At 48.3% G+C, this 17,040-nt stretch carries 13 protein-coding genes and 1 pseudogene; 2 read left to right on the forward strand and 12 right to left on the reverse strand.

Annotated features, from left to right (window positions below; genetic code table 11):
• Positions 1-23: 23 nt before the first annotated feature.
• The 8 genes from JNUCC21_RS19470 to JNUCC21_RS19505 all read right to left on the reverse strand — a co-directional run bounded on the left by JNUCC21_RS19470 (position 24) and on the right by JNUCC21_RS19505 (position 11,244).
• Complete coding sequence (locus JNUCC21_RS19470) at positions 24-1,751, reverse strand: ABC transporter ATP-binding protein (protein ID WP_025285416.1); 1,728 nt, start codon at positions 1,749-1,751, stop codon at positions 24-26.
• A gap of 80 nt (positions 1,752-1,831) precedes the next feature.
• Positions 1,832-3,334: a cardiolipin synthase gene (cls, locus tag JNUCC21_RS19475; protein ID WP_007407622.1), complete on the reverse strand. Its 1,503-nt coding sequence runs from the start codon at positions 3,332-3,334 to the stop codon at positions 1,832-1,834.
• A gap of 95 nt (positions 3,335-3,429) precedes the next feature.
• Positions 3,430-4,059 carry a YitT family protein gene (locus JNUCC21_RS19480; RefSeq protein WP_007407623.1) on the reverse strand — a complete coding sequence of 210 codons (630 nt, stop codon included), beginning with the start codon at positions 4,057-4,059 and terminating at the stop codon, positions 3,430-3,432.
• Between the two features lie 139 nt (positions 4,060-4,198).
• The gene (gene narI / locus JNUCC21_RS19485; protein WP_338816575.1) at positions 4,199-4,870 is read right to left on the reverse strand and encodes a respiratory nitrate reductase subunit gamma; all 672 of its coding nucleotides are present in this window, start codon (positions 4,868-4,870) and stop codon (positions 4,199-4,201) included.
• On the reverse strand, positions 4,867-5,424 hold the full coding sequence (gene narJ, locus JNUCC21_RS19490; RefSeq protein ID WP_222835452.1) for a nitrate reductase molybdenum cofactor assembly chaperone: 558 nt from the start codon (positions 5,422-5,424) through the stop codon (positions 4,867-4,869). Before narJ ends, narI begins: the two co-directional genes overlap by 4 nt.
• A 25-nt stretch (positions 5,425-5,449) precedes the next feature.
• Positions 5,450-6,913: a nitrate reductase subunit beta gene (narH, locus tag JNUCC21_RS19495; RefSeq protein ID WP_007614408.1), complete on the reverse strand. Its 1,464-nt coding sequence runs from the start codon at positions 6,911-6,913 to the stop codon at positions 5,450-5,452.
• Positions 6,903-10,589, reverse strand: coding sequence for a nitrate reductase subunit alpha (locus tag JNUCC21_RS19500; protein ID WP_369878415.1), 3,687 nt, complete (start codon positions 10,587-10,589; stop codon positions 6,903-6,905). The genes narH and JNUCC21_RS19500 overlap by 11 nt, the downstream gene beginning before the upstream one ends.
• A 178-nt stretch (positions 10,590-10,767) precedes the next feature.
• A complete protein-coding gene (locus tag JNUCC21_RS19505) occupies positions 10,768-11,244 on the reverse strand; it encodes a Crp/Fnr family transcriptional regulator (protein WP_007407629.1) in 477 nt (158 codons plus the stop codon).
• 142 nt (positions 11,245-11,386) lie between these two features.
• Between JNUCC21_RS19505 and JNUCC21_RS19510 the strand changes: the two genes are divergently transcribed.
• Entirely contained in the window at positions 11,387-12,106 is a 720-nt protein-coding gene (locus JNUCC21_RS19510; protein ID WP_369878416.1) for a YwiC-like family protein, read from the forward strand.
• Between the two features lie 31 nt (positions 12,107-12,137).
• Here the strand turns inward: JNUCC21_RS19510 and JNUCC21_RS19515 are convergent, their stop codons facing one another.
• From JNUCC21_RS19515 to JNUCC21_RS19530, 4 genes are all read right to left on the reverse strand, one after another.
• A complete protein-coding gene (locus JNUCC21_RS19515; protein WP_007407631.1) occupies positions 12,138-12,854 on the reverse strand; it encodes a Crp/Fnr family transcriptional regulator in 717 nt (238 codons plus the stop codon).
• Positions 12,855-12,951: 97 nt separating this feature from the next.
• A complete protein-coding gene (gene narK, locus JNUCC21_RS19520; RefSeq protein WP_369878417.1) occupies positions 12,952-14,142 on the reverse strand; it encodes a nitrate transporter NarK in 1,191 nt (396 codons plus the stop codon).
• Between the two features lie 133 nt (positions 14,143-14,275).
• Positions 14,276-15,946 (reverse strand): arginine--tRNA ligase, encoded by a 1,671-nt coding sequence (gene argS / locus JNUCC21_RS19525; protein WP_369878418.1) that lies wholly within the window; start codon positions 15,944-15,946, stop codon positions 14,276-14,278.
• Positions 15,943-16,371 (reverse strand): DUF1934 domain-containing protein, encoded by a 429-nt coding sequence (locus JNUCC21_RS19530; protein WP_007407634.1) that lies wholly within the window; start codon positions 16,369-16,371, stop codon positions 15,943-15,945. Before JNUCC21_RS19530 ends, argS begins: the two co-directional genes overlap by 4 nt.
• A 153-nt stretch (positions 16,372-16,524) precedes the next feature.
• Here JNUCC21_RS19530 and JNUCC21_RS19535 point away from each other — a divergent pair.
• Positions 16,525-17,037, forward strand: a pseudogene (locus JNUCC21_RS19535) (bacteriocin biosynthesis protein AlbG); the annotation flags it as partial.
• Positions 17,038-17,040: the final 3 nt, after the last annotated feature.

Here is a 17,040-nt window from a genome sequence, read left to right on the forward strand (position 1 = left end):
CCCGCTCGTCTATCCTTTTTCTTTTATTGATGTATCAGCTCGCCGAATTGGGCCTGATGAAGTCTCTGGTACATGCCGCCGGATGCCAGCAGTTCCTTATGATGACCTTGTTCAGCGATGCCATCTTTCGTGACGACGACGATCCGGTCCGCATCCTTAATCGTAGCCAGCCGATGGGCGATCACAAGCGTTGTGCGTCCTTCAGACAGCTCTTGCAGCGATTTTTGAATGGCGGCTTCCGTTTCTGTATCGAGGGCTGATGTAGCCTCGTCTAAAATTAAGATCGACGGGTTTTTCAAAAACATTCTGGCGATGGAAAGCCGCTGCTTCTGCCCGCCTGACAGCTTCACGCCGCGCTCGCCGATCACCGTGTTTAAACCGTCGGGATACCCGTTTACCAAGTCCTCTAAATGCGCCTGGCGGACGGCCTGCCAGATTTCTTCCTCAGACGCGTCGAGCCGCCCGTAAGCAATGTTTTCCCGCAATGTGCCGGAAAACAGAAAGACATCCTGCTGGACGACGCCGATTTGTCCGCGCAATGATGACAGCGTCATGTCCTTAATATCGATTCCGTCGATGGAAATCACGCCTTCAGACGGCTCATAAAAGCGCGGCAGCAGACTTGTCAGCGTTGATTTTCCCGCTCCCGAAGGCCCGACGAATGCGACTGTCTCCCCGGCATGAATAGACAAATTGATTCCCGACAGAACCGGACTGTTTTCTTCGTAACCGAACGACACACCATCATAACGGATATTCCCTTTTAAACCGGACACATGTCTCGCGTTCGGGGCGTCCTTGATATCAGGCTCCGTTTCCAGTATTTCTATAAAGCTTTTAAAACCGGCAATGCCTCTCGGATACATCTCAATAATCGCGTTGATTTTATCAATCGGACGGAACAGAACGTTCGTCAGCAGCACAAAAGCGACGAATTCCCCGTAAGATAACGATCCGCGGATCACGAACCATGTGCCGCACAATAAGACGAACAGCGTGACGAATCTTGTCAGCATGTAACTGATCGAGCCGTTTTTCGCCATGATTTTATATGACGTCAGCTTTGTTTTGCGGAAACGCTGATTGTTCACGTCAAACCGCTGCGTTTCAAACGCTTCATTGCTGAAAGCCTGAACAAGACGGATGCCGCCGATATTGTTTTCAACCCTCGCGCTGAAGTCTCCGACGTCTTTGTTCAGTTTTGTAAACGCAGAGGTCATTTTTTTATTGAAATACAAAGCAAGCCAAATGACGACCGGCATAATGATAAAAGTCAACAGCGCGAGCTGCCAGTTAATAAACAGCATCACACCGAACGCGCCCAAAATCGTCATGATCGCGATAAACAGGTCTTCAGGCCCGTGGTGGGCGGTTTCTCCGATATACATCAAATCATTGGTGAGCTTGGACATTAAACTGCCCGTTTTGTTGTTATCGTAAAATTTGAACGAAAGCTTTTGCAGATGGTCGAAAAGCTTTTTCCGCATATCGGTTTCAATGTTAATGCCGAGCATATGGCCCCAATACGTCACAACATACTGAAGTGCCGAGCTGAGGGCGTAGACCCCGAATAAAGCAGCGGAAGTCAAAATAATCAGACTCCAATCCCGCCCCGGAAGCAATGTATCGATAAAGTAATTGACAATCAGAGGAAAACTCAGCTCCATCAATCCGCCGGCGATGGCAGAAAAGAAGTCGAGAAAAAACAGCTTTTTGTACGGTTTATAATAAGAAAAAAATTGTCGCAGCACGATTCCGTCCTCCTTGTGCCTCGTTCTTAATGATAATATTTCTCAATTATACTATACACAAGGAGTTTTAAAAGCGTTTTTTATAACACGCCGGAAAATAACCGTGCGAAGGATTCCTTCGTTCTTTCCCATAATGTGCGCTTATAGAAACGGACGGGGCTGATTTTTTCAGACTCCTTCATATCCTCCAGATAATGCGCTTCAAGATCTTTGATCGCCTCTTGATCTGTAAAAAAGACATTGACTTCAAAGTTCAGCTGAAAGCTTCTCATGTCCATATTCGCCGTCCCGACAGAGGCGAGGTTTCCGTCAGTGATGAGCACCTTTTGATGCATAAAGCCTTTTTGATAAGAATAGACTTCGATTCCTTCGCGAAGAAGCTCGGGGAAATACGATCTCGTCGCGTACTGGGTTAAAAATCCGTCATTGGTTTCCGGCACCATGACACGCACCCGGACGCCTCTGGCAGCAGCCTCCTTTAGCGCTGTGCGGATCGGCTCATTCGGCACGAAATAAGGCGTCGCGATCCATACAGACGATTCGGCCGCCGCTATCATGGCATAATACAGATCGCTCATCCGCTCCTTCATATCGGGGCCTGTCGGAACGACTTGATAGACGCCGCCGCTTTCTGCCGCAACCGGGCGGGTATATGCTTTCCGATCAATCAGCACCTCATCCGAAACGTATTCCCAATCAAGCATAAAAATGCTGTGGAGCGTCTGAACGATTTCTCCTTCGACTTTCATATGGGTGTCCCGCCAAAAGCCGACATCTTGGTCTTTGCCGATATACTCCTTGCCGACATTCAGCCCGCCGACAAAACCGACTTTCCCGTCAACGATGACGATCTTGCGGTGATTTCTGAAATTGAATTTTTGGTTGAAAAAACCGTATTTCAGCGGCAGAAACGGGACGATGTTCACGCCCGCGCGTTTCAGTTTTTTAATATCTTTTCCGGCCAGCTTCAGACTGCCGGCCGCGTCGAACAAAAACCGCACTTCCACGCCTTGACGCGCCTTTTCCATCATAATGTCCATCATCTTGTGCCCGAGCATGTCTGATTTGAACATGTAATACTCAATATGTATAAATGACGCGGCCTCCCGGAGCGCCTCAAACAGCTCCGGAAATGTTTCGTCCCCGTTTTTGAGCACCTTCAGCCTGCTTTTTGTATTGATATTCATATGGGACGCCTTGATTGAATATTGAAAGAAACGCTTCTGATTTCCTTTCAGCCCGGTCAGGTCGGGAGTTTGTTCCATATCAAATATCGTTCTCAGCTTTTCCCGGTTGTATGTCCGTTTCGACCTGAACAGCTTGCCTTTTTCATAAAGCTGGCCGGAAAAAAGGTAAAATAAGTACCCGGCGATCGGAAAAAACACAAGAATATGAATCCATAACAGCGTGTGCTGCGAGGTGCGGTTTTCAAGAATTAACGAATAGATGCTGAACAAAATAATGCTTGCATAGCAAAGCACCCCTCCGTAAAACTCAAGCCTGGAAACCGGAAAAAACCATATGACATATGCTCCGATAAGCATCATATATAAAAAGCAAAATTCCAGTCTCCTTTTCAGCATCCCGACTCTCTCCCATCTGATCCGATATCTCTGTATACCCTCTGTTTTCCGGCCTGTAAACATATGAAAAAGCCTCTCCGCACGAGCGGAAAGGCTTATGATGAAGCTTCCTGTGATTGGCCGGGTGTGATGTTCTGAAGCAATGCCGGATTGAGCGAGCAGCTGCCTTTGATTTTATTTTTGAAGATGCCGATGATCAGACCGGTGACCGCTATCGACACTAAGGAGAAGAGCCCTTTCAGCAACCCGACGGAAAAAATGCCGGCCAGCACGACGCCAAAATCGAAGAGGAAATTAACGGCACCCGGATTCCATCCGCAGCGCTTTTGCAGAAATAAAGCGAGGATATTGGCGCCGCCGAGCGATGCCTGATGATAAAACATGAGCGACAGGCCGAACCCGATCAGCGCCCCGCCGCAAATCGCCCCGGCAAGCGGTGAAACAGAGACCGGCGGCAGCCAGTGATCCGCGCCGGTAAACAGAGTCAGCACTGTGACTGCAAAAACGGTGGATAGAGTGAATTTGATTCCCATTCTGATGAGAGAAAATATATAAAACGGGATATTGATCAGAAAGAAGATAATCGCAAAAGAGGAATGAAACAAGTATGACAGGCTTAGTGACAGTCCCGCTGTGCCGCCGGTTAATACATGAGAATGTCTGAGTGTCAGGACGCCGGCGCTTGTCATCAGACAGGCGGCTAAAATGAGGAAAATCCGCTTCATTCTTCACTCTCCTTTTGTTGATGTTATTTCCAAATAAAACATAACAGGAATCCCGGCCGCCCAGCCATTACCTTGGCAGAAAATATCTTATGTTTTTATTTTTTCACCATAAAAAATCCCCCTCTTGCAGGGGGGATTTTTACGTGCGTTTCCGATAGACAACATAGCTGCGGGTCAAATACTTGAGGGGCAGGCTGAACACGTGAACCAATCTTGTAAACGGCCAAAGGATAAAAACGACGTACCCTATGATGATATGAAACTTAAACCATAGCGGGACACTCTCCATCAAAGAAGCGTCAGGCCGGAACAAAACAATTTCCCTGAACCACGGCCCGACTGTTGCCCTGTAATCAAAGCCTTTCGAATCAATGTTAAGAAATGTGGCCGCAACGCCCGACAGTATCATGAACAGCAGCAGAATAAGCGTCAAGATATCCGATGGCGAGCTGGTTTTGCGGATTCTTTTGTCAAACAGCCTTCTGTACGTCAGGATGACAAGTCCGGCACATGCAGCAATCCCCGCCGGCAGGCCTGCGCCGATCGCCATTTTGTGATACATATGCTCTGAAATGCCAAGGGAAGCATACACGCCTTCCGGGATCAGAATTCCCATGACATGTCCGCCGACAACGCACAGCAGTCCCCAATGAAAAAGTGTGCTGCCAGCGGCAAGTTTTTTCTTTTCTAACAGCTCGCTTGATTTCGCCGTCCAGCCGAATTGGTCATGCTGATAGCGGTAAATATGCCCGCCGATAAAGATCGTCAATACAATGTATGGCATAACGCCCCACAGGATCTGCCCGCTCATGCCTGAACAGCCCCTTCTTCAATGCTTTCACGTACACCGATGTTTTCCAGTGCGGCTTGCAGCACGTGCAGCAGCTCAGCATAGATGCTGTCATTTTTTTCGAGGCGGGAAGCCAGCTCCCTCACATTGGACAGGTATTTTTCAAACACGCTTCTCGCCGCTTCAATCTCCGCAACCGCGGCGAATTCCAGCATCAGCGGCAGGTAATCAGGCAGTTCTTTCTCTGTCGGCAGGAAACCGGATTGCTGGTAGGTGTTTTTTAAATGCAGCAATTCAATGCCGCGCTCCCTTTGTTCGCCTGAGTTAAAGTAGGTGACGTACATATTCGTTTTTTTTCCGAAATCGAACGTATACACATAGTGTTCAATCAGCGCTTGCGGAGAAAAGCCGGCCGCCGCCTCTAAAAAGTGCAGCAATTTCTCACGGATTTGCTGATTGGTGATGTCATGGATAAGAGCCTTCCAATCGGGAATCTCGGCTCTCCACTCTTCCTCCGGATATGAGAGAAGAACGGAAAGAGCGGAGAACGTCATTTGCCGGTCTGTGGTGTTCATGTTATTACACCTCATTTATGAAAAGTTAGAAACAAGAGCCCGGGCCGCCTGAAAATGATAAGCCGCAGCTCCCTTGTTCAGCATATAAATCTGACACTTCTTCTCGATGGCTGCTCGGGATCACAAAACGGTCATCATATTTGGCGATTGCCAGCAGCCGATACATGTCTTCAATTTGCTGTTCTGTTAAGCCGACACTGGAGACCAATGCCGGGTCGATGGATTTATTTGTCTGAACCGCCCTCATATACTGGCGCATGACAGACATTTTCTTTAACGTGGACCGAATATGATCCGTATCCCCCGCCGTTAACAGCTGCGCCAAATAGTCAATCGGAATTCTCATTTGGTCGATAGCCGGAAAAATCGCTTCCGCCGTTTGCCGGCTTCCTTTTCCTTCAAAGAGATTCATAATCGGGCTGAGCGGCGGAATGTACCAAACCATCGGCAGCGTACGGTACTCAGGGTGAAGCGGCAGCGCAATCTTCCAGTCGATGATCATTTTATAGATCGGCGATTGCTGCGCAGCCTCTATCCATTCAGCCGGGATGCCTTGTTCTTTTGCCAGTTTGGCAATCTCAGGATCATTCGGATCAAGAAAAACGTCCAGTTGGGAATGGTAGAGATCCTTTTCATTTTCAACAGAGGCCGCTTCCTCCACTTTGTCCGCGTCATACAGCATGACGCCGAGATAGCGGATTCTGCCCACACACGTTTCAGAGCAAATAGTCGGCAGCCCCGCCTCCAAACGCGGAAAGCAGAGTGTGCATTTTTCCGCTTTGTTCGTTTGCCAGTTAAAATAGACTTTTTTATAAGGACAGGATGAGACGCAATATCTCCATGAACGGCATGCATTTTGATCAACAAGCACAATGCCGTCTTCCTCGCGTTTGTACATGGCGCCGGACGGGCAGGAGGACACGCACGCCGGATTGATGCAGTGCTCACAAATACGCGGAAGATACATCATAAAGACTTCATCGAATTCTGTTTTGATCGATTCCTCCATTTTTTGCACGTTTGGATCTTCAAGCCCTGTAATATGGCCGCCCGCGAGATCATCTTCCCAGTTCGGACCCCATTCGATATTCATGAAATCCCCCGTTAAGGACGATTTCGGCCGCGCCACCGGCTGGTGCTTTTTTTGCGGGCTGTTTGTTAATGTTTCATAATCATAGTTCCAAGGTTCATAGTAGTCATCAATCGTCGGCTGATTCGGATTATAGAAAAGGCCTGCAAGCCGATTCGTTTTCGGGCCTGATTTCAGTTCAAGCTTTCCTTTTTTTAACGTCCAGCCGCCTTTATATTTGTCCTGGTCCTCCCATTGCTTCGGGTAGCCGATGCCCGGCTTTGTTTCTACATTATTGAAGTACATATATTCCGCACCGGAACGGTTTGTCCACGTGTTTTTGCAGGTGACGCTGCACGTGTGGCAGCCGATGCATTTATCCAAGTTCATGACCATCCCGATTTGCGCTTTAATCTTCAAGCCAATCGACCTCCTTCAGCTTGCGGATGACGACATTCAGATCGCGCTGATTCCCCGTCGGACCGTAATAGTTAAAGCCGTAACTGAGCTGTGCATAGCCCCCGATCATCTGGGTCGGCTTGACGTGAATCCTTGTCGGGCTGTTATGGGTGCCTCCGCGGTTATTCGTCAGTTTTGTGCCGGGCACATTGATGTGGCGGTCCTGGGCATGGTGCATAAACGCCATTCCTTTAGGAATCCGGTGAGACAAAACCGCTCTCGCGACGACAACGCCGTTTCGGTTGAAGCATTCAATCCAATCGTTGTCTTTGATATCCGTATCCGCAGCATCATCTTTATTCATCCACACGGTCGGCCCGCCGCGGAACAGCGTCAGCATCGGCAGAGAATCAAAATACATGCTGTGGACGGACCATTTATTATGCGGCGTCAAATAATTAAGAACGATTTCTTTGCCCTCTTGATCAGGCCGCTTGCTTAGGAACGGACGGTGCTGGAGGATCGGTTTAAATGTCGCCATCGTTTCACCGAATTCCATCATCAGTTCATGATCGACATAATAGGATTGTCTGCCGGTCAGCGTCCGCCATGGAATTAATTTTTCCACATTCGTCGTAAACGGCGAGTACCTGCGCCCTCCTTTTTCTGAACCGGTAAAGGCCGGAGAGGTGATGACCGTTTTCGGCTGGGCTGTAATTTGCTCGAACGTAAAGCATTCTTCCTCGCGCTCTTCCGCCAGGTCTTTCAGCTCCAGATTGGTAATGTTTTCAAGTGATTCCCATGCTTTCACGGCGACTTTTCCATTTGAGGTGGACGACAGGGTTAAAATCGCTTCCGCCGCCTGCTTCGCTTCACTTATATTCGGGCATCCTTTGGCAACGCTGTTTGAATCGGTTTCTCCCAGTCTCTGTTTGAGTGATTCATATTCATCCGCAATCGACCAGCTCATCCCTTTTGTTCCGCTCGGTTTTAAAGCCGTATTAGGGCCAAGCGCGGTCATTTTAGGAAAAATGTGTTTGTAATCCCGTTCAACGACATGGATGTTCGGCATCGTTTTTCCCGGAATGGCTTCACATTCACCCTTGCTCCAGTCATTGATTTTGCCGAACGGCTGGGCCAATTCCTGCATCGTGTCGTGGAGAAGCGGCGTTGCGACTACCTCTTTTACCGGCTCCATATCGACTTCTTCCGCCAGATCGGAAACGGCTTTTGACAGCGCCTTAAAAATATCCCAGTCTGACTTCGATTCCCACGGCGCCGAGATGGCCGGAGCAAATGGATGAATAAACGGATGCATATCCGTGCTGCTGAGATCGTGTTTTTCATACCATGTCGCCGCCGGCAGCACGATATCGGAATACAGCGCCGTACCCGCCATTCGAAAATCAAGATTGATTAACAAGTCGAGCTTGCCTTCCGGCGCCTGCTCCCGCCATTTGATTTCTTCAGGGCGGATGCTGTCGCTGTCGTCATTCATCAGACCGTTCGTCGTCCCCAGCAGATGCTTGAGAAAATATTCATGCCCTTTCCCTGAGCTTGAGATCAGATTTGCCCGCCATACGAAGAGATTCCTTGGGAAATTCACTTCATTGTCAGGGTCTTCAATCGCGAATTTCAGTTTTTTTTCTTGAAGCCGTGAGGCCACGTACGCACCTACGTCTTCAGGTGTCGCCGCCCCCGCTTTCTCAGCTTCTTTGTACAGATCAATGCCGTTTTGATTGAATGTCGGGTAAGACGGAAGCCACCCTAATCGCGCCGCCAGCACATTGTAATCGGCGTGATGCTTGTAGCGGGATGACGCGGCGATCGGTGAAGCCAAGTCACTGATCGGCTGGTCTTCATAACGCCACTGGTCTGTCGCAAAGTAGAAAAACGAGGTGCCGTTTTGCAGCTTAGGCACGCCTTCCCAGTCCTTTGCGGTTGCAATCGTCTGCCACCCTTCAGCCGGACGGAGTTTTTCCTGCCCCACGTAATGGGCCCAGCCTCCGCCGTTTACACCTTGGGCGCCTACGAGTAAAACAAGATTTAACACCGCACGGTAAATCGTGTCGGAGTTGAACCAGTGGTTAATGCCCGCCCCTACGATAATCATGGATCTGCCGTCTGTATCGATCGCATTTTGGGCAAACTCCCTGGCAATCTGTATAACGGCTTCTCTTTTAATTCCCGTAATCTTTTCCTGCCAGGCAGGTGTGAACGGACGGGGATCATCATAGGATGCGGCTGATTGTCCGCCGATGCCCCGGTTCACGCCGTAGTTGGCCAATATCAAGTCAAACACGGTCGTGACGTACGTCTCTTCACCGTTCAGGTCCAGTTTTTTAATAGGAAGATCCCGCTCAAGCACTTTGTTTCCGTCATCTGAAAAATACGGAATGCGCACTGAGCCGATTTCGTCCTCTATTCCGAGCACGGAGAGACGGGGCTCAATCTGTTCCCCGGTGTCTTCGTCGATCATGTGCAGATTCCATTTCTGCTGCCCGTCCCAGCGGGAGCCCATTGTGCCTTGCGGTATGGCAAACGCACCTGTCTGTTCATTCCAGACCGCCGGCTTCCACTGATCATTTTTTGTCTGCCGCCCGATGTCTTTTGCATGCAGAAACCGTCCCGCTGTGTATACGCCATTTTCTTTTGACAGAGTGACGAAGAATGGAAAATCGGTGTATTGCTTCGCGTACTCAATAAAACGTTCAGTTTCTTGGTTCACGTAAAATTCCTGCAAAATGACGTGACCCATCGCCATCGCAAGCGCCCCGTCAGTCCCCTGGCGGATACTCAGCCAGTCATCTGCGAACTTTGAGGATTCCGCAAAATCGGGACTGATCGAAATGACTTTAGCGCCTTTATAGCGGGCTTCCGCCAGAAAATGCGCATCAGGCGTTCTCGTTAACGGAACGTTGGAGCCCCATGTGATGATATAGCCTGAATTGTACCAATCACTGCTCTCCGGAACGTCCGTCTGGTCGCCCCAAATTTGCGGGGACGCCGGCGGAAGATCCGCATACCAGTCATAAAAACTGAGCATTGGGCCGCCGATTAACGACATGAATCGCGAACCTGATGCGTGGCTGATCATGGACATCGCCGGGATCGGAGAAAAACCGACATTCCGGTCAGGCCCGTATTTCATCACTGTATACAGCAGAGAGGCTGAAATCAGCTTCAGCACCTCCGGCCATTCCGCGCGGACAAAGCCGCCTTTCCCTCTTGCCTGTTTATAGGACTTCGCTTTTTCAGGGTTTTCAACGATCGATTTCCAGGCATCCAGCGGATTTTGATGCGCCTGCAATGCTTCCCGCCACAAATTGATCAGCACACCGCGCACATATGGATATTTCACACGGAGCGGGCTGTAGATGTACCAAGAAAAACTGGCCCCCCGCGGGCAGCCTCTCGGTTCGAAATCAGGCATATCCGGGCCTGTTGATGGATAATTCAAGTTTTGTCCTTCCCACGTGACAATTCCGTTTTTCACATAAATATTCCAGCTGCAAGAACCCGTGCAGTTGACGCCGTGGGTGGAGCGAACGACTTTGTCGTACTGCCATCTGTTTCTGTATACATTCTCCCAATCACGATCTTCGCTTGTCGTTTGGCTATGGTTATTTGAAAGATGTTCGATAGGAGAAAAATAGTTTAATCTCCTGAGCAACGGACTCATTTTCTTTTTCTTCATGATCGTTCACTCCTTCCGAGTCAGGTGATGCTATGTACACTATAAACAGAGACGGCGCGTTTCCTTGTGAACTATGTCACACACTCTGCTTTTTTCACAAAACGTTCACACAGAGCAGCAGGAAGGATTTTCAAACGATATGGGGACGCCCGGCGTCATCAAAAAAAACCGGTTCTGTTTAAGAACCGGGTTCGGCGTTTTCATCCCGTGATGTATGCAGATACCGCAAAAACAACTGATAGGAACAGAAGACATTTTGCTGAAGCATCGCCAAAAAGTTCATTTGCAGCCGCGGATGGTAAGACATCATTTGCTTAAATACGGAATATGGAATATGGAGTACCAGAATATCCGGTGAGGCATTGACTGAGATAAAAGGCGATAAAGAGAGCCCGCCTTTTTCATCAATCGGAAACACATCGCCTTTTTCCCACAGCGCAACGGTTTGCGACCCTTCAGGGAGCCTGCTGTCCGTAAAACGGATATTGCCTTTTAATACAATATAAACGGATTGTGAATGAAGAAAGGATGGAGATTGGTCAGATGAGCCGCGGATAAACGTCCCGTTTTTCAGCAAGGTTTCGACAATGGACAGAGGCACTTCATTAAACATAGGAAGTTGTTTCAGAAATAATAAATAGTCACACTGATTCATAGGAAAGCCTCCTGTGCTAAGGATAGCTTTAGTGTAGCCCGATTGAGCCCGCGCGGCAGTGATGTATTTCACAGCTTGTATGATAAAAGTCACTTATCAGGAGAGTGTTTGTACTTATAATGAAATAAAAAGGAGGGTTTCGATGAAGGCGATGATTCCGAAGCAGCACGGCGCATGGGCGATGCTGCTGATTCCATTTTTACTCGGCATGATCAAGGGAGGCCCGGTTTTCTGGCATATTCCGCTCTTTCTGGGCTGGCTGTTCCTTTACTTGACGGTTTATCCCGTTTCGCTCGCTTTGAAAAAGAAACAGCTTCAGCCCTATCAAAAGTGGATATGGTATTACGGTTTTCCGGCCTGCTGCTTTTTGATCATTTCTGTCTATCATAAGCCGCAGCTCGTCTGGATCGGCGTTTTTTTATTGCCGCTGTTTCTCATACATACGCATTATGCCCGCCGAAAAAACGAACGGGCGCTCACGAATGATATTGCAGGTGTTCTGTTCTTTTGTTCAGGCGGGCTTGCGAGCTGCTGGCTGGGAACGGGAACCCTTGACGGCTGGGCCTGGTTTCTATTCTTGCAATCCGCTTTATTTTTTGTCGGGAGTTCTTTTTATGTGAAATCGGTCATACGGGAGAGAAAAAACAGAACCTTTGCATACTGGTCGTGGGGATATCACCTCTTGCTCCCCATTTTATCGGCTCTTCTCGGGGCAGGCTGGGCGTTTCTCGCTTTTATCCCAAGCAGTCTGCGGGCCTGGTTTTTTCACGGAAGAGACTGGCCGGTGAAAACGATCGGCATTCTGGAAATCGTAAATGCCGGCTTCTTTTTCGCCGTCATGTGTATATGTATCACAAGCTGAAAAACAAGGACACCGGCTGCCCTTGTTTTTTTCAGTCAATATTGCAGATCTCCAGCGGACAATTTTCACACTCGATCTCGCATCGTAAATAGTCCCGCTTGTGCAAAATAATTTTTCCGGTTTCGTCTATCGAAATAACCCCTTGTTTGCGGAGGTCTCCCAGCATGCGGTTGACGCTCTCCCTTGCCGCCGCGCAAAACTTGGCCAAATCCTGATTTGTCAGCACAATGTTAATCAGAATCCCGTCGCTTCGTTCCACCCCGTAGCTGTTTGATAAGCGGATAAGGGTGGAATAGAGCGCCCCCTTTTTGCCGTGAAGAAGCAGGTCCCTGATCTTGGACTGGATTTTTCGAAGATGGGTGCTCATCCATTTCATAAATTCAAACGTCAAAACACCGTTTTGGATCAATTCCTTTTCCAGCTTGTTTTTATTAATGACGAGCACCTCGCCATCCTCTAACACTTTCGCACTGAGCATATATCTCGGCTCATCTGTGAATAGCGTCAATTCCCCGACAATATCGTTTTTTTGGCAGATTCTAAGCGTCAGGTCTTTTCCGTCAGACGTCAGCTTGCCGATTTCAATGAGTCCTGACTGAATCAGATAAAGCTCTTTTGCATCCATTCCTTCTTGAAACAAATAAGTGTGTTTTTTCATTTTCCTTTTCGTACTGATCGATTCCAGCAATTCATGCAGTTCGCGGGAAAGAAGTTCTTTATCAGATTTTCGGACAGAGAGAATATTCATGAGCTCACCTCGAAGAAAGTCACGTTGCGTATGTATATTGTAACGTGACTTGATTTGCACTCACCCAGAAAAAACTAACAATCTTGTGAATGGATCATTATGAATTGAGGCTCTGACTGTTTCTCTCCGTATGTGTTTTCATTCTTTCCTGCCAATACATCCAGATCACAAGAACAAAGCTGGCTAACGCGACCTCTGAAAGCGCCATAAACCCGATCGCGTATTGGCCTGTTGCCTGAAATACACTTGCCAGAATCAGCGGAGGGAAAAAACCGCCCAGTCCGCCCATAGCAGACACAATCCCGTTGGCAATTCCCGCTTGCTTCGAAAAATAGAAAGGCACCAGTTTAAATACCGTTCCGTTTCCAATCCCTGAGCAGACTGCCACCGTCAGCGATCCAAACGCATAAAGGCCGATCGTCGGGGAGAATGACAGCATGACCCCTGACAGCGTAAGCCCTGCGAAAACGAACATCAGAATGCGGAGCGGGCTCAGTTTATCTGCAAGAAACCCTCCCACAGGCCTGAGCAGCGTAGAGACCGCAATAAAGCCGGCCGTCCGCAGACCGGCGTCCGCAGGGCTCAGCCCAAAATGCTCAACCAAAAAATTCGGAAGATAGATGGTAAAGGCGACAAAGGCGCCGAACGTAATTAAATAAAACAGGCTCAACATCCACAGCACATGATTTCGGTAAACGGCTTTCATTTGTGTCTTTATGGAAACTTTGACTTTCTTCTCATGCCGGTCGCCGAACAAAACGTGCAGTAATGCGAAAACAGCCAGCAAAACAAGATACATCTGCACGGTTGCTTTCCATCCCGCGGCTTGAGCGATAACCGGCGCCGCAAAGGTAGTAACGGCGGTCCCGATGTTTCCGGCACCGTAAATCCCATTGACGACACCGTGCTTTTCTTTCGGATAATATTTCGGGAGGGACGTCACTCCGATGGAGAATACCGCTCCCCCGATCCCTAAGAAAAAGCCGCCCGCGATTAAATCAAATAAAGAATCCGCGATACTGATCCAAAATACAGGAAACAAAAGCAGGATGAAGCTGATCATAAACATCAGCCGCGCCCCGTACCTGTTCGTTAAATATCCTAAAGGAATACGGAGAAGCGATCCGAGAATAACGGGAATCGCCGTCACCAATGAAATTTCGCCTTTGCTTAAATGAATATCTGATGTCATTTGAGAAATGAGCGATGAAATCAGCACCCACACCATAAACCCTGCCACTAAGCTTAATGACTGCAACGATAATTGAATATGTTGACGATTGATCATTCGGCTTGCCCCTTTCACTGATTCAATATCAGTCTTATCATACAAAAACTCAGTGTGCGGGATTGTGAATTACATCACACGCTTTATATACAAAAAAAAAACAAAGCCCGAAGACTTTGTCCTTTGATCATCATTACATTTTTTCCGGAGCCGATACGCCGATCAGCTGAAGCGCATTGTTCAGCGTAATTTGCGTCGCCTTCATTAAAGCGAGACGCGCGCGGCTCTTCTCTTTATTTTCCGGATCGAGGACTTTCTCCGCATTGTAGAAGCTGTGCAGAGCGGAAGCCAGATCATAAATATAGTTTGTGACACGGTGAGGAATGCGTTTTTCCGCCGCTTCTGCCACTGCCTCAGGGAAGCCGCCGATCGTTTTCAGCAGGTCATATTCTTTTTCTGATTGAATATGGCTGAAATCAAGATCTGCCGCCGGTTTAAGTCCCTGCTCCTCCCCTTGGCGAAGCATGCTGCAAATACGTGCATGTGCGTATTGTGCATAATACACAGGGTTTTCGTTAGATGTGGATACGGCAAGATCCAAGTCAAAATCCATGTGCGTATCAGCACTGCGCATCGCGAAGAAATAACGCACGGCATCCAAGCCGACTTCTTCAATCAAGTCGCGCATCGTTACGGCTTTCCCCGTACGTTTGCTCATCTTCATTTTTTCGCCGTTTTTGTATAAATGAACGAGCTGAATGATCTCAACTTCCAATGTGCCTTTCTTGTAACCGAGCGCTTCAATTGCCGCTTTCATACGCGGAATATACCCGTGGTGATCCGCGCCCCATACATTGATGAGCTTGTCGAATCCGCGGTCAAGTTTGTCTTTATGGTATGCGATATCCGGCAGCAAATAAGTGTATGAGCCGTCTTTTTTGATCAGCACACGGTCTTTATCGTCGCCGAACGTTGTGGAGCGGAACCATGTCGCGCCGTCCTCTTCGTATACATGGCCCTTTTCGCGAAGCGCCTCAAGCGCCTGATCAATTTTTCCGTTTTCGTACAGTGACGTTTCAGAATACCATACGTCAAACGGCACGCGGAAATTTTCCAGGTCGGAGCGAAGTTTATCAAGCTCGTACTTTAAGCCGTATTCACGGAAAAACGCCTGACGTTCGCTCTCCTCTTCATGTACGAAACGGTCGCCGAAATCTTCGGCAAGCTTTTTCCCGATGGCGATAATATCCTCGCCGCGGTAGCCGTCTTCCGGCATCGGTTTCTCGAGACCGAGCGCTTCAAAATAACGGACTTCAACGGAAAGCGCCAGGTTGTTAATCTGGTTGCCCGCATCATTAATATAGTACTCGCGGCTCACATCATAGCCCGCTTTAGAAAGAACGCTGCACAGCGCGTCACCTACCGCCGCGCCGCGCGCATGGCCTAAGTGAAGATCTCCCGTCGGGTTGGCTGATACGAATTCGACCTGAATCTTTTCGCCTTGTCCGATGTTTGTCTCTCCGTAATGTTCACCCGCTTCAAGCACGGACGGAATCAGTTTTGTTAAGTAGCTGTTGTTCATGTAAAAGTTGATAAAGCCAGGTCCCGCAATATCCATCTTTTCAATGGAAGCTTTGCCTTTATCAAATGACGCCACGATCTCCTCAGCGATTTGGCGCGGCGCTTTTTTTGCGATTCTCGCCAGCTGCATCGCCATGTTTGTGGAATAATCACCGTGTGTTTTTTCTTTCGGCGTTTCTAACAGTACGCTTGGAATCTGGCTTTCGTCCGCCAGGCCCGCTTTCAGAACGGCTGCTTTGATTTCTTCCTTCAGCACGTCCTTCATTTGTTCCGCAATGTTCATGCGTGAGTTCCTCCCTCATACGTGATCGTCATATTATGTAAATGCTGCTGCCCGTCTCCGACATGCATGTCATATGCGATGCTGATTCGGCCTTTTTCTTCACCGAGATCAGATTGAATCGATTTTGTGCTTGTTTCCAGCTCAAGCTCACCAAATGACATTTTATATTTCGCAATTGTGGAAGCTCCCGTTATGAAACGCTGATTCATTTTAACAGCGCCTGACCTCATGATCAGGACTTCGCCTTCGCTCACCTTCACAATCGTTTTTACTTTGCCTAGGTCGTGTTCTTCATAATAAGATAGATACACTTTTTGTTGTTTTACATAGTAAAATCCGGTAGTACGGAATTCGATGACTTCATCATTTCCGTCATCCTCGATCACAGACTTCACATGGAGTGTTATCGGTGTCTCTTGCTTCATTTTGACACGTCCTTTTCATCATTCCACTTTGACTTGAATAGTATAATCATTCAGCTTGTAAACTTCAACTGCTTCTATCTTACCATCATTGCTCATTAGATTTGAAGATAAACCTCATAAAAAGCAGTTCCTTATGAGAAGAGAAAATCATATCACTATGTCACCCAATCCGTAAAAAACATGACAGCAGCTTTTCAGAAACTCACACAGTCTCATCGAAGCTGCTGCGACTTCCGGCAACATAGATTGTGCAGCAGAAATGCCAACGATGTCAAAGCGCTGCGTGACAGCTATAAAAACGTCCGCCAAACACACGTGATGGCTGCTGTATTATGCCAAGTCATCATATTCGGCTGCGTGTTCGAAATCGTCAAAGCCGTCCCTTTCCGCTTTCACACGCCCCTTGCCGTATCAATGGGACTCGCGGTGTTACTGATTTTGTATTTATTGTATTTTATGCGGACGTACTTGCTGCAGCTTTTCCAGCATGTCAGCCTGTTCAAAAAAGGGCATGCGGGAGCGCTGACAGGAGCCGGGGTTTGGCGGATGCTCAGTTTCACTGTAAGTGAACTGCTGTTTTTAATCATCCTGGCTGCCATCCAGCAGATCGGCTCATTTATTTATAAACGATTTTTTTATCGCAGCTCTGCTTCTCTCAACCTGTGAAAT

The sequence above is a fragment of the Bacillus sp. JNUCC-21 genome, from assembly GCF_041222765.1.
In the GTDB taxonomy this organism is placed as follows: Bacteria; Bacillota; Bacilli; order Bacillales; family Bacillaceae; genus Bacillus; species Bacillus velezensis.